This is a genomic window from Cellulosimicrobium sp. I38E, assembly GCF_001647255.1.
Lineage (GTDB): Bacteria > Actinomycetota > Actinomycetes > Actinomycetales > Cellulomonadaceae > Cellulosimicrobium > Cellulosimicrobium cellulans_E.
The window spans coordinates 1-18,172 of the sequence record NZ_LUAZ01000062.1 but is presented as its reverse complement, the minus strand read 5'-3'; the positions used below and the strand labels follow the sequence as shown (position 1 = coordinate 18,172).

Sequence of the window (18,172 nt, the reverse complement as noted above, 5' to 3'; positions counted from 1 at the left end):
GGAGTTCGTCGTGCACCGAACCTGGCCCACCCCCACCCCCACCCTCGCTGTGGGCAGGAAATGGGCACGCTCGCATCGTTCCGACAGGGCCCGTTCCATGCCCACAGCGGGGGCTGTGGTCGCCGCGCTCGTCGGGGCCGCGCTGGTCGCCGGGCCCGCGGCGGCGGAGCCCGCCGTCGAGCCCGCCCCGTCGTCCGAGGTCGCGGTGGCCGTCACCGCCACGCTGCCGATCGAGCTCGAGGCGGAGGACGCGGTGCTCGCCGGGGGCGCGGGTGTGAACGACAACCACCTCGGGTTCTCCGGGACCGGGTTCGTCGACGGGTTCGTCATCGACCACACCGGGACCGCGAGCGTGACCTTCACGCTCGACGTCCCGGAGGCCGGCGAGTACGGCCTCAACCTCCGGTACGCGAACGGGCTCGGCTCGGACATGACGCTCTCGCAGGTCGTCGTGCACGACGGCGCGACCGAGGACCGGCAGGTCACGCTGCCCTCCGCGGTGGGGGCGTCGTGGAGCACGTGGTTCGTGCACCAGGAGGTCGTGTCGCTCGACGCGGGCGAGCAGACCGTCGTCTACCGCTTCGACGCCGACGACACGGGCAACGTCAACCTCGACGCGGTCGCCCTGACGACGGTCGGCGACCTCTCGACGCCCGGCGGCGGTGCGACCGAGCCCGGCACGGAGCCGGGCTCCGGCCCCGACACGCGGTACGACGACGTCGCGGACGTCCTGCGCACCACGGCCCCACGCGCGGGGCAGCAGTACGAGGCCGAGGACGCGTTCACCGCGAACGGCGCGACCGTCGGGACGGAGGCCGTCGACCTGGCCGCGCCCCGTGCGCGCGTCGTCGTTGCGGTGGACGCCGCGAGGGCCGGCGACCAGACCGTGACGTTCCGGTACCGCAACACGACCGGCGCCGACCAGGACGCGGTCCTCGCGGTGGACGGGCAGCCCGTCGGGCGTCTCGTCCTGGCCCCGCGCGAGCGCTGGGGCGACGTCGCCGTGACGCTCCCGCTGCGTGCCGGGTTGGGCAGCGTCGAGCTGCGCCGCACGGTCGCCGACCCGGCCGACCCTGACGACCCCGACGGCACGACCGGTCCGGCAGGCGGAGCAGACCAGGGCGACGCACAGGGCCAGGGTGCGCCCGCGCCGTCGAGCCTGGAGATCGACCGCGTGACGCTGCAGCGCGGCCAGGCGTTCGCGGACCGCGGCGCCTCCACGCCCGCGACGACGTACGAGGCCGAGCACGGCCGCACGACCGGCGAGGTGCTCGCGCCGAGCCGCGAGCTCCGCACGGTCGCGGCCGAGGCATCGGGCCGTCAGGCCGTCACGCTCGACCGCACCGGCGAGCACGTCGAGTGGACCCTCACGGAGCCGGCGAACGCGCTCGTGCTGCGCGCGTCGGTCCCGGACTCGACCGACGGGACGGGCCAGGACGGCTCGCTCGGCGTCTACGCGGGCGGGCGCAAGGTCGCCGACGTCGACGTCACCTCGCGCTACTCCCACGTCTACGGCGGCTATCCGTACGGCAACGACCCGACGCAGGGGGGCGCGCGGCGGTTCTTCGACGAGACGCGCGTGCTGCTCCCGCGCGAGCTGAAGGCCGGCACGACGCTGCGCCTCCAGCGCGACAGCGCTTCCGGCGACCTCCCGTACACCGTGGACCTCGTGGAGACCGAGGTCGCGCCCGCGCCGCTCACGGCACCTCCCGGCTTCGTGGACGTGCGCGACCACGGCGCCACGGACGACTCGTCCACAGCCACCCCGACCGACGACACCGCCGCGTTCGTCGCTGCGGTCGCCGCGGCGCGCGAGGCCGGGACGGGGGTGTGGGTCCCGCCGGGCCGCTTCACGCTGACCGATCGCGTGCGCGTGCACGACGTCACGGTCCGCGGCGCGGGGCCCTGGTACTCCGTGGTCGCGGGCCGCGACGGCAAGGGCGGGTTCTATGCGCAGGGGTCCGGCGTGACCATCGCGGACCTCATGGTCGACGGCGACGTCCGGTACCGCGACGACGCCCGGTTCGACGCGGCGCTCGAGGGCAGCTTCGGGCAGGGCTCGCTCGTCCAGAACGTCTGGATCTCCCACACGAAGGTCGGTCTCTGGGCCGACACGGGCACGGACGGGCTCTACGCGCTCGGGCTCCGCGTGCGGGACACGTTCGCGGACGGCGTCCACCTGCACGGTCGGGTGACGGACACGCGCGTCGAGCACGCGACGGTGCGCAACACCGGCGACGACGCGATGGCGATGTGGTCCTCGGGCGGCGCGGTGACGCGCTCGTCGTTCGTGCGCAGCACGGTCACGAGCCCGCTGCTGGGCAACGGCGCTGCGATCTACGGCGGTGACTCGAACAGCGTCTCGGGGCTCGTGGTGCGCGACACGCTCACCGCCGCCGCGGGCGTCGCGGTCAGCACGCGCTTCAACCCGGTGCCGTTCTCAGGCACCACGGTCGTCGAGGACAGCACCCTGATCCGCACCGGCGGGTGGGAGCCCAACTGGAGCACGTCGTTCGGAGGCATCTGGGTGTTCGCGGACACGAGCCACATCACGACGCCGGTCGTGATCCGCGGCACCGAGATCCTCGACTCGACGTACGAGGGACTGCTCGTGAGCGGCAGCCACTGGGTGAACGACCTGCGGGTCAGCGACACGACGATCGAGCGCACCGGGTCGTACGGCGTCGCCGTGCGCCTCGGGGGCGACCACCGATTCTCCGACGTCCGCGTCTCGGGCGTCACCTCGCAGCCCGACGGCGACCACCACCTGTGGGGCACCGTCCACGACGAGGGCGGCAACTACGGCCTCCTCGAGGACGCGCCCACGACGTGCTCGGTCGAGGCGGGGACGCTCGCCGTCGGGGGCACGACGCTCACGACCGTGCGCGTCACCAGCACCGGCACCGAGCCGCTGAGCGGCTGGGAGCTCGCGTGGTACGCGCGGCCGGGCGACGTCGCGACCGCGGGCGTCGGCGCCACCGTCGCGCAGGACGGTACGCGGGTCACGGCGTCGGGCCGGACCACGCTGCGTCCGGGACGCAGCACGACGTTCGTCGTGCTCGGCACCACGCACGACCCCGGCCTCGGCGTCGCCCCGGCGTTCGACGCCGCCACGCTCGACGGCCTCGCGTGCACGGTGAGCCGCCCGTGACCGTGACCGCCCTGCCCGTCCGCCGGTGCCGAACCCGGGGTCGCGGCACCCCGGGTCGCCGAACCCGCCGGCATCCCCGGGCTCGGCACCGTGCCCGCCCGTAACCCCGGGTTCGGCGGCCGACCCAGCATCCCGAACCAGCACCGACAGGAACCACCGCACATGACCTTCCCGCCCCGCCTCGCCACCAGCCCCGTCGCCCGTCCCGGGGCGACGATCCTCGGCGACCGGTACCGGATCACGGTGCTCGCCGACGGGTTGGTGCGGCTCGAGCGCGCCGAGGACGGCGCGTTCGAGGACCGCGCGTCGGCGTTCGCGCTCCACCGCGACCTGCCGGTGCCGGACTTCCGGGTCACCCGGGCCGACGACGGGATCGAGGTCGTCACCGACCGGCTGCGCCTGCGGTACGACGGTGGGCCGTTCAGCGCGAGCGGGCTGAGCGTCGAGGTGCTCGGCGCGCACTCGGCGTACCACGGGGTGTGGCGGTACGGGCAGCGCGGGCCGGGCGTCCCGGCGACGGCCGTCCCCCTGGAGCCCGACGCCGTCGGGAACGGGCCGGGCAACCTCGGCGGGACGGCGCGCACGCTCGACGAGGCGGACGGCCCGGTCCCGCTGGGCCCCGGGGTGGTCTCGCGCGACGGCTGGGCCGTGATCGACGACTCGGCCGGCCTCGTCCTGGACGACGACGGCTGGGTCGCCCCGCGCGACGGGTCGCGCCAGGACCTGTACGTCTTCGCGTACGGGCACGACTACCGCGCCGCGCTCCGGGCGCTGTACGCGCTGTCCGGGCCGCAGCCGGTGCTGCCCCGGTACGCGCTCGGCACGTGGTGGAGCCGGTTCCACCGGTACTCGGCCGACTCGTACGCCGAGCTCGTGCGGCGCTTCCGTCGCGAGGGCGTCCCGCTGTCGGTCGCGGTGCTCGACATGGACTGGCACGTGACCGACGTCGACCCCCGGCACGGGAGCGGCTGGACCGGGTACTCGTGGAACCGCGACCTCTTCCCCGACCCGGCGGCGTTCCTGCGGTCCCTGCACGACGACGGCCTGCGCGTCACGCTCAACGTGCACCCCGCCGACGGGGTCCGGGCGTTCGAGGACGCCTACCCGGCGATGGCGGAGGCGCTCGGGCTCGACCCGGAGAGCGGCGAGCCGGTCGCGTTCGACGCGACCGACCGCGACTTCCTGCGCGCCTACGTCGAGGTGCTGCACCGCGGGCTCGAGCGCGACGGCGTCGACTTCTGGTGGGTCGACTGGCAGCAGGGCGGCGTCTCGCGCGTGCCCGGGATCGACCCGCTGTGGATGCTCAACCACGTGCACTACCTCGACAACGCGGGTGAGGCGTCGCGCGCCGCCGCGGGCCGGGCGACGCGGGCCCTGACCTTCTCCCGGTACGCCGGTCCGGGGAGCCACCGCTACCCGGTCGGATTCTCGGGCGACTCGGTCATCTCGTGGGAGTCGCTCGACTTCCAGCCGTACTTCACGGCGACCGCGAGCAACATCGGGTACGGGTGGTGGAGCCACGACGTCGGCGGCCACATGCACGGCACCAAGGACGACGAGCTCGCGACGCGCTGGGTGCAGCTCGGCGTCTTCTCGCCGATCCTGCGCCTGCACTCGGCGGGGAACCCGTTCACGCGCAAGGAGCCGTGGACGTTCGGCCCCGAGGCCCGGGACGCGCAGGTCGCGGCGCTGCGCCTGCGCCACCGCCTGCTGCCCTACCTCCACACGATGAACGTCCGGGCGGCGCGCGAGGGCGTGCCGCTCGTCCAGCCGCTCTACCACGAGTGGCCCGAGGCTCCCGAGGCCTACGCGGCGCGCAACCAGTACCTCTTCGGGTCCGAGCTGGTCGTCGCGCCCCTCACGGCGCCGGCGGACCCCGAGAGCGGGGTCGCCGCGGTGCGCGCGTGGCTCCCGGAGGGTACCTGGGTCGACCTGCTCGGCGGGCTCGTCTACGACGGCGGTCGCGAGACGTGGCTGCACCGCGACCTGTCGAGCATCCCGGTCCTCGCGCGCACCGGCGCGATCGTGCCGCTCGACGGCGCGACGGTGCCCGGCAACGGCGTCGCGCACCCGGAGCACGTCGAGGTGCTCGTCGTCGTCGGGTCCGACGGTGCGCTCGACCTCGTCGAGGACGCGGAGGGTCTCCCGCCGGGCGGCGGGCTGCCCGGCGAGACCCCCGGCGACCCCGCTCGTGAGGCGCGCACGCCGGTGACGTTCGACCAGACGACGGGGCGTGCCGCCGTCGGGCCCGTCCAGGGCGACGTCCGCGTGGTCCCCGCGGCGCGGCGCTGGACGCTGACGTTCCCGGCGCTCGGGGGCCTGCGTGCCCCCGCCGACGTCGCGCCCGTCGTCACGGTCGACGGCACGCCCGCCGACGCTCTCGTCGAGCGCGACGACCACGGGCTGCACGTCACGGTCGAGGCGGTCGCACCGACGTCCCGCCTCGTCGTCGACCTCGGTGACGACCCCCGCCTCGCGGACAACGACGTCGCGGCCCGCGTGTTCGCCGCGCTCGACCGCGCTCGCGTCCCGTACGACGACAAGGAGCGCGCCCACCGCGTGCTCACGGCGGACCGGCCCCGGTCGGTGCGCGTGTCGCACCTGCACGCGCTCGGGCTGCCGCGCGCGCTCGAGTCCGCGCTCACCGAGATCCTCCTGGCCCGCGCGCCAGGGCAGCACGTCGCCGGCGGGGACGTCCTCACCGGCCTGTCGGAAGCCGTCCGACCGGCCTGAGGGTCCATCGGGGTGCCGCGCCGTTCGTGCTGGGGCGGCGCGGCACCCGGACGAGCGCCGGGCCTGCGTGTGGTCGCCGTCATGCGTTCTGCGTGACGACCGCGCGCCGTGCCGTCGTCATGCTGGCGGGGAGGGGCGATCGGGCAGGGGGACGGGCCCGGGCCGGCCGGTCCCGGCCGCGCCCGCGTCGGAAGGGTGGGTGGTCGGCGTGGACCATGCGGAGGTGCTCCGGCGGCTCACGATCAACGACGAGCGCGTCGCCGACGGCGCCGGGCTGGAGGACGACGCGCTCTGCGGGCGCGACCGTGCCCTGGTGCGGATCGCTGCCGCCGTCGCCGTCGGCGCGTCGGTCCCCACGTACGGGGCGGAGATCGACGGGGCGGTCGAGGCCGGGGTCGACCCGGCGGAGGTGGTGGGTGTCCTCGCGGCGGTCGTGCCGGTCGTCGGGCTGCCGACGGTCGTGGCCGCCGCGCCACGGGTCGCGCTCGCCCTGGGTCTCGAGCCCGTCGAGGGGTGGGACGACGCGGACGGGCCTGTGGACGACGGCGCGTCCTCGGGCGGCGCGCTCCGGCGTCCCGGGTGATTTCCCCCGCTCCGGTTGAGGGCCCCGGAGGCCGCTCCTAGGCTGCTCGCGTGTCCGACGGGAGCCGTCAGGCGGTCACCGCGCGACCGGATCTCAGCACGGCGCTGCTCGCGGGCAAGGTCGAGCCGCCGGCGCCGCGCCGCGGTGCGGTCTCCCGGCGCGCGCTCGTCGACAGGGCCCGGCGTGACGACGCTCGCGTCGTCGTGGTGACGGCCCCGCCGGGTTACGGCAAGACGACGATGCTCGCCGAGTGGGCGGGCGTCGAGGACCGCGCGGTCGCGTGGGCCAGCCTCGACCGGCTCGACGACGACCCCGGGGCGCTCCTGACGCTGCTCGCGCTCGCGTGCGCGTCCGTCTCGCCGGAGGTCGCCGCGGTGTCGGCGGAGATGCGCGGCACCGGGTCGGCGATGCTGGGACGGTCCGCGCCGCTGCTCGCGGCGGCGCTCGCGCGGACCGCGACGCCGTTCGTGCTGTTCGTCGACGACCTCCACGAGGCCGGCTCGGTGGCCTGCCAGGACGCGCTCGAGGTCGTGCTCGGCGGTGTGCCCCCGGGGTCGCAGGTCGTCGTCGCGACCCGCCGCACGCCCGGGCACGGCGCGCGACGGCGCGTGGAGGGCGACCTCGTCGAGATCGGCCCCGACGACCTGCGGGTCGACGTGGCCGGTGCACGCGAGATCTTCCGTGCGGCGGGCGTCGAGCCGGGCGAGGCGCTGGACCGCGTGGTCGAGCGGTGCGAGGGATGGCCGACGGGCGTCTTCCTCTGCGCGCTGCTCGTGCGCGACGGCGAGGACCCGTCGTCCCTCACGGGCACGGACCGGTTCGTCGCCGACTACCTGTACCGCGAGTGCATGACCCTCCTCCCCGCGCGGACCCAGCACTTCCTGCGCGCCACGGCCGTGCTCGACCAGCTCTCGGCGCCGACGTGCGACGCCCTGCTCGGCACCTTCGACGCCGCGGAGCGGCTGCGCGAGCTGGAGGACGCGAGCCTGTTCCTCGTCCCGCTCGACCATCACCGCGGCTGGTTCCGCTACCACGCGCTGTTCCGTGAGTTCCTGCTGGCGGAGCTCGACCGGGTCGAGCCCGACGCCGTCGCGCCGCTCCACCGCCGCGCCGCCGCCTGGCACGTCGAGGAGGGTCTGGAGGCCCGGGCGGTCGAGCACCTCCTCGCGGCAGGTGACGTCGAGGAGGCGGCCGTCCTCGTCGCGCGCCTCGCGCTGTCGACGTACCAGGACGGCGGGGTGGCCGTCGTGACGCGCTGGCTCGACACCCTCGGCGACGCCGTCGTCGAGGCGTTCCCCGAGCTCACGGTCGTCGCCGCGTGGCGCGCGCTGCTGCTCGGCGAGTCCCCGGCGGCCGAGCGGTGGGCCGCCGTGCTGGAGGGCTTCGACGCGTCCCTCCTCCCGGACGACGACCGCGTCGCGCTCGAGTCCGCCCGGTGCCAGGTGCGAGCCGCGATGTGCGTCGACGGGCCGGAGGCGTCCCTCGCGTGCGCGGCCTACGCCGTCGAGCACGAGCCCGCGTGGAGCCCGTGGCGGGACCAGGCGCTCCACCTGCTGGGCTCGGCCCACCTGCTGGTGGGCGACCGGGACGCGGCGCGCGACGCGTTCGTCGAGGCCGTGGCGTGCGGGACCGAGGCGGGGAACCCGGACTCCGTGCTGCTCAGCGAGGCGGAGCTGGGGATCCTCGCGCTCGACGACGGCCGGTGGGACGACGCCGAGCGGCACGCGCGCGCCGCGGTCGACACGGTCGACGCCCACCACATGGAGGGCTACTCGACCACGGCGATCGCCTTCGCCGTCCGGGCCCGCGTCGCCGCGCACCGGGGCGAGCGCACCGCGGCGGAGCGGTTCGTCGCCCGCGGGATGCGCGCCCGGGTGCCCTGCACGTACGTCATGCCGTACCTCGCGCTGCGCGTCCGGCTCCAGCTCGGGTACGCGTGCCTCGCCCTCGGGGACCGCACGACCGCGAGCCACCTCGCCGCCGAGGCCGCCGAGGTCCTGCGCCGCCGCCCGCGCGTGGGGCTCCTGGTGGGCGAGGTCGCCGCGCTCCGGGCCCGGCTCGAGACCGTCGCCGCGACGCACGGCGCCCCACCGCTCACCCCGGCCGAGCTCCGCCTCCTGCCGTACCTGCAGACCCACCTCACGATGGCGGAGATCGGCCGCCGGCTCTTCGTCTCCCGCAACACCGTGAGCACGCAGGTCGGCGCGATCTACCGCAAGCTCGGCGCCACGACCCGTGGCGCCGCCGTCGAGCGCGCCGTGACCCTCGGCCTCCTCGGGAGCTGAGCGGCGCCCCCGCCGCGGGGCCGGCGTGGCGTCGTTCGCGCGATCTGCGTGATGCCCTCGCCGCCGGGGCGGACCTACGGTCGACGCGTCGTCGGGCCGCCGGGCGTTCCCCACCTGCACGACGGTCCGGCGACCTGAGCCGGTCCGCCAGCGCCGCCGGTCCGTGACGTCGTGGACAGACAGGAGAGGCAACGATGAGTGACGAGCCCCGCCGGACGGTCGTCGGACCGCCGCTGCCCGCCGAGCGGTCTCTGCCGTTCCCGCCGCGCCGGTCCGGGAGCGTCGCCGGACGGACGATCCAGGAGTCCACGTACTCCCCGCGCCCCCCGGAGCGGCACCTGCCCGCGGACGCGCCGAACGTCGTCGTGATCCTCATCGACGACGCCGGTCCGGCGCTCCCGACGACGCTCGGCGGCGCCGTGCGGACGCCGACTCTCGACCGGGTCCGCGCGAACGGCATCGGGTACAACCGGTTCCACACGACCGCGATGTGCTCCCCGACGCGCGCGTCGCTGCTCACCGGGCGCAACCACCACCGGGTCGGCAACGGGCAGATCGCGGAGCTCGCGAACGACTGGGACGGGTACTCGGGGCACATCCCGAAGAGCAGCGCGACGATCGCCGAGGTGCTGCGCCAGTACGGCTACGCGACGGGAGCGTGGGGCAAGTGGCACAACACGCCCGCGGAGGAGACGACGTCGTCCGGCCCGTTCGACCGCTGGCCCACCGGGTACGGGTTCGAGTACTTCTACGGCTTCCTCGCGGGCGAGGCGTCGCAGTACGAGCCGCACCTGGTGCGCAACACGACCCCGACGCTGCCGCCGAAGACCCCGGAGGAGGGATACCACCTCAGCGAGGACATCGCCGACGACGCGATGCGCTGGCTCCGCGACCACAAGGCGAACGCGCCGGACAAGCCGTTCTTCGTCTACTGGGCCACCGGCGCGCTGCACGGGCCGCACCACATCATGAAGGAGTGGGCGGACAGGTACGCCGGGGCGTTCGACGACGGCTGGGACGCCTACCGGGAGCGGGCGCTCGCGGGCGCGAAGGCCGCGGGCTGGGTGCCCGAGGACGCCGAGCTGACCCCCCGGCCCGAGAGCCTCGCCGGGTGGGACGACATCCCGGACGACCAGAAGGCGTTCCAGGCGCGGCTCATGGAGGTCGCCGCAGGGTTCGGCGAGCACGCGGACGTGCAGGCCGGACGGCTGCTCGACGAGGTCGAGCGGCTCGGGTACGCGGACGACACGATCGTCGTCTACATCTGGGGCGACAACGGGTCGTCCGGCGAGGGGCAGAACGGGACGATCAGCGAGCTGCTGGCCCAGAACGGCATCCCGTCGACGGTCGAGCAGCACATCGCCGCGCTCGACGAGCTCGGCGGGCTCGACGCCCTCGGCACCCCCGCGACCGACAACCAGTACCACGCCGCGTGGGCGTGGGCCGGGTCGTCGCCGTACCAGGGCATGAAGCTCCTCGCGTCCCACCTCGGTGGCACGCGGAACCCGATGTTCGTGAGCTGGCCCGGGCGCATCGAGCCGGACCCCGTGCCGCGCACGCAGTTCCACCACGTCGTCGACCTCGCGCCGACGATCTACGAGATCCTCGGCATCTCCCACCCCGACACGGTGAACGGGGTCCCGCAGGACCCGATCGACGGGACGAGCTTCGCCTACTCGATCGACGACGCCGCTGCGGAGGGCCGCCGTCGGACGCAGTACTTCGAGATCATGGGCAGCCGGTCCATCTACGCCGACGGGTGGATGGCGTCGGCGACGGGCCCGCGGCTGCCCTGGGTGCAGGGGATGCCGGCCGGGATCCGGACGTGGACCCCGGACGAGGACCCCTGGGAGCTGTACCACCTCGACGAGGACTGGAGCCAGGCGCACGACCTCGCCGCGGAGCACCCCGAGAAGCTCGCCCAGCTCAAGGAGCTGTTCGCGATCGAGGCGGCCCGCAACGACGTCCTGCCCGTGGGCGGCGGCCTGTGGGTCCCGGCGATCCACCCCGAGGACCGGATCAGCCCGCCGTACACGGCGTGGGACCTGTCCGGGGACACGGTGCGCGTCCCCGAGTTCTGCGCGCCCGCGCTCGGCAACCGCCCCAACCGGGTGGAGATCCGGCTCTCCGTGCCCGACGCCGCGAACGGCGTGCTCTACAAGCTCGGGGGAGCGGGCGGCGGGCTCACGTGCTTCCTGCTCGACGGCGTCCTCACCTACGAGTACAACCTGTTCCTCATCCAGCGGACGGTGGTCCGGTCGAGCGCGCCGCTCACGGCCGGCGACCACACGGTGGAGGTCGAGACGACGTACGTCGAGCCGCGGCCGGGCGGGCCGCTCGAGGTCGTCCTGCGCGTCGACGGCACCGACGTCGGCTCGGGCACGGTGCCCGTGAGCGCGCCGCTGCTGTTCTCCGCGAACGACTGCCTCGACGTCGGGCGCGCGTACGGCGGCGCGGTGTCGCGCGCGTACGCGGACCGCATGCCGTTCGCGCTCGACGGGCGCATCGACGCCGTGCACGTGGAGTACCTGCTGCCCGCGACCGACGGGGCGGACCGGTAGCCGCCGGGGTCGTCGTCGGCCGCGAGTTCACTCGTTCTGGGTGAGGACGCGACCGGCGGCGACGACGAGCCTGAGGACAGGCCCGCGCGCGCCGCGCGGGACGGACGCGGAGAGGACGCGACGATGACGCAGGAACTCAGCGACGGGGTCGGGAGCGAGCTCGGCGACCTCGAGGAGAGCGGGCCGATCGACTTCCTGGTGATCGAGCTCCCGACGGACCGGGCGACGGGCGACAAGGCCTTCCCGCACCTCGTCGACCTCGTGGAACGCGGCATCATCCGGGTGCTCGACCTCGTGGTCGTGCGTCGGGAGGACGACGGCAGCGTCGTCGGCCTCGGTCTCGAGGAGCTTGACGACGGGTCGACCGAGCTCGCGGTGTTCGAGGGGTCGCGGTCGGGCCTGCTCGGCGACGACGACCTCGACGAGGCCGCGAGCGCCGTCGAGCCCGGCATGACGGCCGTCGTGCTGGTCTACGAGAACGTCTGGGCGGCGCCCTTCGCGACCGCCCTGCGCCGCAACGGCGCCCAGCTCGTCGCGAGCGGGCGCATCCCGGTCCAGGCGCTCATCGCGGCGCTGGACGCCACCGAGCCGGACGCCTGATCCGGACCGTCCCGAAGGAGGATCCCGTGCCTGGACTGATCCGTGGTGTCGCGCGCACCGCCGTCGTCGCCGGAACCGCGACCGCCGTCTCCAACCGCGTCTCCCGCCGCCAGGCGGGGCGCTGGGCCGCGCAGGAGGCGGCGCAGGAGCCGCAGTACGCGCCGCCCCCGCAGCAGTACGCGGCCCCGCAGCCGACCTACGCGCCCCCTGCCCCCGCGCCCGCGGCGGCGCCGGACATGGACGCGCGCATCGCGCAGCTCACGCAGCTCGGTGCGCTGCGTGACCAGGGGGTGCTCAGCCCCGAGGAGTTCGAGGCGCAGAAGGCGCGCATCCTCGCCGGCTGACCGGCACTCTCGCCGTCCCGGCCGCTCGACCGGGACGGCGACCACCCCTCGACCGAGCCGGACCCCGGCGTTCCGGAAGGAACCAGCATGACCGACGAGCAGCACGTCCTGCGACCGACCTACACGCGAGCCGGTGTGCGGGCGGTCGCGCCACGTTTCACCCTGCCGGACGCGGAGATGGAGCCGACGTCCGCCTACCAGGTGGTTCACGACGAGGTGATGCTCGACGGCAACTCGCGCCTCAACCTCGCGACGTTCGTCGCGACGTGGATGGGCGACGAGGCGGACCGGCTCTACGCCGAGGTCTACGACAAGAACATGGTGGACAAGGACGAGTACCCGCGCACGGCGGCGGTCGAGGAGAACTGCTGGCGCATCCTCGCGTCGCTGTGGAACGTGCCCGACGTGAAGGCGTGCATCGGCACGTCGACCATCGGGTCGTCCGAGGCGTGCATGCTCGGGGGCCTGGCGCTCAAGCGGCGGTGGCAGCTCGCGCGCCGGGCGGCGGGCAAGCCGGCGGACCGGCCGAACCTCATCATGAGCTCGGCCGTGCAGGTGTGCTGGGAGAAGTTCTGCAACTACTTCGAGGTCGAGGCGCGGTACGTGCCCATCACCGAGGAGCACCCGTGCCTCGACGGCAGCGACCTCGAGAAGTACGTCGACGAGAACACGATCGGCGTCGTCGCGATCATGGGCGTGACGTACACGGGCATGTACGAGCCCGTGCAGGAGATCGCCGCGGCGCTGGACGCCCTCCAGGAGCGCACCGGCCTCGACGTCCCGATCCACGTCGACGGCGCGTCCGGCGCCATGATCGCGCCGTTCCTCCAGCCGGAGATCGAGTGGGACTTCCGCCTGGAGCGCGTGCACTCGATCAGCACGTCGGGGCACAAGTACGGGCTCGTGTACCCCGGGGTCGGCTGGGTCGTGTGGCGCACGCTCGACGCCCTGCCCGAGGAGCTGATCTTCCGCGTGAGCTACCTCGGCGGGAACATGCCGACGCTCGCCCTCAACTTCTCGCGCCCGGGCGCCCAGGTGCTGCTCCAGTACTTCCAGTTCCTGCGGCTCGGCCGGGAGGGCTACACCGCGATCCAGCAGGAGTGCCAGGACGTCGCGAAGTACCTCGCGCACGGGATCGAGGCGCTCGGCGCGTTCGAGCTGTGGAACGACGGGTCGGACATCCCCGTGTTCGCGTGGCGCCTCAAGCCGGGCCACACCGAGAACTGGGACCTCTATCACCTCTCGGACCGGCTGCGCATGAAGGGCTGGCTGGTCCCCGCCTACCCGATGCCCGACAACCTCGCGGACCTCACCGTGCAACGGATCGTCGTGCGCAACGGCGTGAGCCGCGACCTCGCCGACGACCTCCTGGAGGACATCCGGGTCGAGACGGAGTGGCTCGACGGGCTCACGTCGCCCATGCCCGCCGAGGGCCGGCGCTCGGGCTTCCACCACTGACGGTCGTGGACCGGCGGGGGCGCCGTCTGCGGCGCGCGGCGTGGGGGTTCGCGGTCGGGTCGCTGTGCTTCCTCGTCGGGGCGCTCCCGCCCTACGCCGACGCGGTCGGCGCGGTGGCCACGAACGTCACGTTCGTCGTCGGCGCGGTGTTCTTCACCGCCGCCGCGTTCGTGCAGCTCGGCCTGAGCGGGCGGCGCCCGCCGCGCGCCGGGACGCACCCGGCCGACCGGTGGGACTGGTGGGCCGCGGCCGTCCAGCTCGTCGGGACGCTGTGCTTCAACGTGAGCACGATCGCGGCGCTGGTGGCGGCGGTCGACGACCCGACCGCGCTCGGCGCGGGCTGGAAGCCCGACGCCTACGGCTCCGTCGCGTTCCTCGTGTCGTCCGCGTTCGCCGTCGTCGCGACGCGGGACCGCGGGCACCTGTGGGACGTCGACGCGCGCACGTGGCACGGCACGTGGCTCAACCTGCTCGGTTCCGTCGCGTTCGGCGTGTCGGCGGTCGGGGCGTACGTCTCGCCCGCCACGGGCACCTACGTGAGCGAGTGGTGGGACGACGCCGGCACGCTCGTCGGAGCGGTGTGCTTCCTCGTCGCGGCGCTGCTGTCGCGGCGGTCGGTCGACGCACCCGCGCCGAGCGACGCGCTCCCGGCCGGGTGAGGCACCTCGCGGTGCTCCACCCGGCCGGGAGGACGGCGTCGGTCGGTCAGGCGCAGGTCGCGGCCGCGTAGCCCGCGTCGACCGACCCTGACCCGGCCGCGGCGCTCGCGGTCCCGGCGCCGACCGACGCCGTGCGGACCGCGAACGACTGGTACGCCGAGCTGCCCGGCGCGACGCCTGCGACGGTGCGCTCACCGAACGGCGTGCGCAGCGTGACGTCGGTCGGGGCGTCGCCCGTGTTGCGGGCGGTCACCGCGACGTAGGCCCGACCGGCGAGGCAGCGGCTCACCGCCTGCACGTCGAGCGAGGCGGCGCCGCCGAGCTCGACCGTCGGACCGTCGAGCTCGACGACGGTCACGCTCGACCCGGACGTCGAGGTCCACGTGGTGTCCGGCGTGAACGACCCGCGGTCGAGGTCGGCCCGGGTCACCACGTGGTGCGCGAACGTGCACGTGTACGAGCCCTCGGCCGGCAGGGTGCGGTAGCGGCAGTTCTGCGCCGCGTTCGCGGGGTCGAGGCCGGCGAGGTTCCCGGTCGGGACCACGGAGGTCGCCGCCGTGGACAGGTTGCGGACGGTGTAGGTGAACCGGAGCACGTCGCCGACGGCGTACCCGTCCTGCGGGTTCGCGTGCGCGCCCTGCACGGAGATGTTGCCCGGCGCCCCAAAGTACACGCCCGGCCCCTCGTGCTCGACCGTCGTGACGGTCGTGCCGGACGTCGACGTCCACGTCGTGGTCGGCGCGAAGAACCCCGCGTCGAGGTCGGCCTGCGTGACCGTGTGCCGCGCGGACGTGCACGTGTACGCGGCACGCGGAGCGAGGTCCCGGTAGCGGCAGTTCGGCGCGCCCTGGGCCGGGTCGAAGCGCTCGAGGTCCCCGGTCGGGGAGACCGTCGTGACGGCGTCGGACAGGTTGGTGACGGTGAACGCGTACGTGACGACGTCGCCGACGGCGTAGCCGCCCGCGGGGGCCGTGCTCGTCACGCTCGCGGCGGTGACCTCGATGTCGCCCGGCGTGCTGCTCGGCGCGGCGAGGAGCCAGTCGTGGTCGAGCTTGGCGAAGCGGATGCCGCCGCCCCCGCCGTCGGGCTCGTAGAGCAGGCCGACGGTGCCGTCGGGGAGCGTCGCGAGCGTCGAGTACGCCATGCCACCGGGCTGGAAGACGCGCGCGACGGGCCACGTCTCGCCGTCGTCGTAGCTGACGCGGACCGTGCCGTTGACGCGGCCGGACTGCGACGCCGCGTTCGAGAAGAGGAGCACCTTCGCCTCGGCGGAGCCCTGCGGCGCGTTCGGGTACGCGCGCACGATCGCAGCGTTGTTGGTCGGGTCGGGGAGCTCGCGGTCGAGGGTCACCGGGCCGTACGTGACGCCGCCGTCGGTCGAGTAGGCCACCTTGCGGAAGCCCGAGCGCGCCGAGTCGCGCGAGTTGAGCATGACGCGCCCGTCCGAGAGCTCGACGGTCTTGTTCTCGTCCATGCCGGTGCCGACGGGGCTGCCGACCTGCCAGGTCGCGCCGTGGTCGTCGGAGTACACGGAGACGGCCTGGAACTGCCCCGAGCCGTTGATGATCGTGTACTGCTGCACCAGGCGCCCCGCGTGCTCGCCGTAGCGGAGCTGGATGCCCTGGCCCGAGGCGGCGAAGCGCGAGCGCCAGCCCAGGTCGGCCGTGACGTCCGCGGTGATCGTGCGGTGCGTCCACGTGCGCCCGTCGTCCGTCGAGGTGGAGACGTTCGCGTGGATGACGTTGCGCGCGGTCGGGTCGACCCCGGGCTGGGAGCCGCCGAAGCCCTGGTCGTACGACTTCACGTGGAAGCTGAAGACGGTGCCCGTCTCGCGGTCGACGACGTAGCTCGGGTCCGAGTAGCCCTCGATCGGCGCGGTGGTCTTCCCGGCCGCGACGACCTCCTGCGGACCCCACGTGACGCCCGCGTCGGTGGAGCGGCGCTGGAGGATCGAGTTCGGGCCGGGGGAGTCGGCCGCGGTGGGACGGCCGTCGTAGGACGCGAGGACGTCGCCGTTGGGCGCCACGGTGAGCGCCGGGATCCGGTAGTTGGGGAAGCCGCCCTGGCCGTTGGTCGCGAGCTGCTGCTCGGTGTAGGTGCCCGGGCCACCGGTCGCGGGGCCGAGGTCGTGGTCGGGCGCGAGGGCGGTGTGGTGGGCCGCCGCCGTCGTGACGGGGACGACGGCGCCGCTCACCCCGAGCGCGAGCGCGGTGGCGAGGGTCAGCGCGCGGCGCGCGGGTCTGCGGAGGTGTCCGATCATGCCGTTCCTTCCGGTCGGTGCCTCGGCGCGGCGGGTACGACGTGGGAACGCGGCGACGCTGCCGAGAACGCTGGGACAGATGACGTCAGATGTCTGACGTTAGGACGGTAGCCCGGCGGGACGCGCGGGTCAAGGACCGCCGTCGTGCGTGCAGCACGGCGCCCGCCGGCCGCAGGGGGTCTGCGGCCGACGGGCGTCGAGAACGGTGGCGCGGAGGCGGGTCAGCCTCGGCGCGCGCGACGGGACAGGAGCACGACGGCGGCGCCCACCGCGGCGAGACCGGCGGCGACGGCCGCGTACAGCCCGACCGTCGCACCGGTCTCCGCGAGGCTCGGGTTCTGCGCGGGCGCGCTCACCTCGTTCGACACGGGGACGACGCCGGCCGGGTCGTCGTGCCCGGGCGGGTTCGTCGCGCAGTCGGGCGAGGAGGGCGGGTAGACCGTCGTCACGAGGACGTGCGGGTTGACCTCGAAGCTCACGTCGACGGCGGGGCGCACCCAGTCGTACTCGTCGCCCTCGACCCACTCGCCGTCCTCGAGGCGCCATCCCGGCCAGTCGACGCCCTTGCCCTGGTCGTCCACGACGGCGCCCGGCCACAGCAGACGGCCCTGGAGCGGGAGCCCGGACCGGGCGACGCTCTCGCCGTCGGGGTTGATCCAGGTGACCGTCACGGTGTCGTGGTCGGTGCCCTCGACCTCGATCGCGTAGTCGAGGTACGCGGCGTCCTGCTCGCACGCCGAGACGAGCGTCGTGAGGCGCATCGACGGCTGGGACGGCACGTAGGTGTCGTCCTCGGCGGCGTGGGCGGCCGGGCCGGCGAGCAGCGCGGCGGAGGCGGCGAGGGCGGCGGCTGTGGTGGCCCGCACGAGGGTGCGGCGGCCGGTCGTGGTGCTCATGGTCGTTCCCGTCGGGTCGTGGTCGGTCGAGCGCGACGGGTACCGTCCTGAGGGCGCGACCGTGCCACCGCCGGACGGGCGGTTCGGGGCAGCAAGGGCGCGGGCGTGTCGGACGCGTGAGGCGGCACCGCCGTGATCGCCGGTGCCCGTACTGGCAGGGGGCTGAGCGTACGGGCACCGGCTGGCCCCCACGCTAGACAGCCAACTGGACGGGCGTCCAGTTCGATCGCGGGTGAATCCCGGCAGTCGAGAACGACATCCGTGTCGTTATCCGGCCGAAAGCGACACCGACGTCGTGCTCGGCAGCGAGGAGGGTCGTTCTCGGCGCCTGGCGCCGGTCTAGAGGCCCTGCCAGTCGGGCTTGGACGCGTACGTCTGGCGGTAGTAGTCCCCGAGCTGGAGGCGCGAGGCCGCCGCGTCGTCGACCAGCACCGTGGCGTGCGGGTGCATCTGCATGATCGTCGCGGGCCACAACGCCGAGATCGGACCCTCCACGAGCTGGTGCACCGCCTCCGCCTTGCCCTTGCCCGTGGCCAGCAGCACCAGGTGCCGCGCCGACATGATCGTGGCCAGCCCCTGCGTCAGGCAGTGCCGCGGCACCTGGTCCACGTCGTCACCGAAGAACCGCGCGTTGTCCTCACG

Annotated in this window: 12 protein-coding genes; 9 read left to right on the top strand and 3 right to left on the bottom strand. The window is 74.5% G+C overall.

The window, feature by feature from the left end; genetic code table 11:
* Positions 1–97 precede the first annotated feature (97 nt).
* The 9 genes from A0J59_RS17960 to A0J59_RS17920 all read left to right on the top strand — a co-directional run bounded on the left by A0J59_RS17960 (position 98) and on the right by A0J59_RS17920 (position 14,374).
* Complete coding sequence (locus tag A0J59_RS17960) at positions 98–3,151, top strand: CBM35 domain-containing protein (RefSeq protein WP_082919166.1); 3,054 nt, start codon at positions 98–100, stop codon at positions 3,149–3,151.
* 162 nt (positions 3,152–3,313) lie between these two features.
* Positions 3,314–5,884 carry a glycoside hydrolase family 31 protein gene (locus A0J59_RS17955; protein ID WP_064317016.1) on the top strand — a complete coding sequence of 857 codons (2,571 nt, stop codon included), beginning with the start codon at positions 3,314–3,316 and terminating at the stop codon, positions 5,882–5,884.
* Positions 5,885–6,092: 208 nt separating this feature from the next.
* Entirely contained in the window at positions 6,093–6,467 is a 375-nt protein-coding gene (locus tag A0J59_RS17950; RefSeq protein WP_082141308.1) for a carboxymuconolactone decarboxylase family protein, read from the top strand.
* Positions 6,468–6,517: 50 nt separating this feature from the next.
* Entirely contained in the window at positions 6,518–8,752 is a 2,235-nt protein-coding gene (locus A0J59_RS17945; protein ID WP_064317014.1) for a LuxR family transcriptional regulator, read from the top strand.
* Between the two features lie 194 nt (positions 8,753–8,946).
* Positions 8,947–11,313, top strand: coding sequence for an arylsulfatase (locus tag A0J59_RS17940; protein WP_064317013.1), 2,367 nt, complete (start codon positions 8,947–8,949; stop codon positions 11,311–11,313).
* 123 nt (positions 11,314–11,436) lie between these two features.
* Positions 11,437–11,913, top strand: coding sequence for a DUF6325 family protein (locus A0J59_RS17935; RefSeq protein ID WP_047233455.1), 477 nt, complete (start codon positions 11,437–11,439; stop codon positions 11,911–11,913).
* A 26-nt stretch (positions 11,914–11,939) separates the two neighbouring features.
* Positions 11,940–12,257: an SHOCT domain-containing protein gene (locus A0J59_RS17930; RefSeq protein ID WP_047233456.1), complete on the top strand. Its 318-nt coding sequence runs from the start codon at positions 11,940–11,942 to the stop codon at positions 12,255–12,257.
* Between the two features lie 87 nt (positions 12,258–12,344).
* Positions 12,345–13,715 (top strand): glutamate decarboxylase, encoded by a 1,371-nt coding sequence (locus A0J59_RS17925; protein WP_047233457.1) that lies wholly within the window; start codon positions 12,345–12,347, stop codon positions 13,713–13,715.
* A gap of 5 nt (positions 13,716–13,720) precedes the next feature.
* The gene (locus A0J59_RS17920) at positions 13,721–14,374 is read left to right on the top strand and encodes a YrhK family protein (protein WP_064317012.1); all 654 of its coding nucleotides are present in this window, start codon (positions 13,721–13,723) and stop codon (positions 14,372–14,374) included.
* Positions 14,375–14,420: 46 nt separating this feature from the next.
* Here the strand turns inward: A0J59_RS17920 and A0J59_RS17915 are convergent, their stop codons facing one another.
* The 3 genes from A0J59_RS17915 to A0J59_RS17905 form a co-directional block, all read right to left on the bottom strand.
* Complete coding sequence (locus A0J59_RS17915) at positions 14,421–16,634, bottom strand: exo-alpha-sialidase (RefSeq protein ID WP_064317011.1); 2,214 nt, start codon at positions 16,632–16,634, stop codon at positions 14,421–14,423.
* Positions 16,635–16,855: 221 nt separating this feature from the next.
* On the bottom strand, positions 16,856–17,530 hold the full coding sequence (locus tag A0J59_RS17910) for a hypothetical protein (protein WP_064317010.1): 675 nt from the start codon (positions 17,528–17,530) through the stop codon (positions 16,856–16,858).
* Between the two features lie 339 nt (positions 17,531–17,869).
* Positions 17,870–18,172, bottom strand: a 303-nt coding sequence (locus tag A0J59_RS17905) for a 6-phosphogluconolactonase (RefSeq protein WP_172820083.1), incomplete at its 5' end; no start/stop codon positions are given.

Coding starts and splice junctions, on each gene's coding strand:
- A0J59_RS17960 (WP_082919166.1), top strand. CDS start 98: ATGCCCACAGCGGGGGCTGTGGTCGCCGCGCTCGTCGGGGCCGCGCTG.
- A0J59_RS17955 (WP_064317016.1), top strand. CDS start 3,314: ATGACCTTCCCGCCCCGCCTCGCCACCAGCCCCGTCGCCCGTCCCGGG.
- A0J59_RS17940 (WP_064317013.1), top strand. CDS start 8,947: ATGAGTGACGAGCCCCGCCGGACGGTCGTCGGACCGCCGCTGCCCGCC.
- A0J59_RS17935 (WP_047233455.1), top strand. CDS start 11,437: ATGACGCAGGAACTCAGCGACGGGGTCGGGAGCGAGCTCGGCGACCTC.
- A0J59_RS17925 (WP_047233457.1), top strand. CDS start 12,345: ATGACCGACGAGCAGCACGTCCTGCGACCGACCTACACGCGAGCCGGT.
- A0J59_RS17915 (WP_064317011.1), bottom strand. CDS start 16,634: ATGATCGGACACCTCCGCAGACCCGCGCGCCGCGCGCTGACCCTCGCC.
- A0J59_RS17910 (WP_064317010.1), bottom strand. CDS start 17,530: ATGAGCACCACGACCGGCCGCCGCACCCTCGTGCGGGCCACCACAGCC.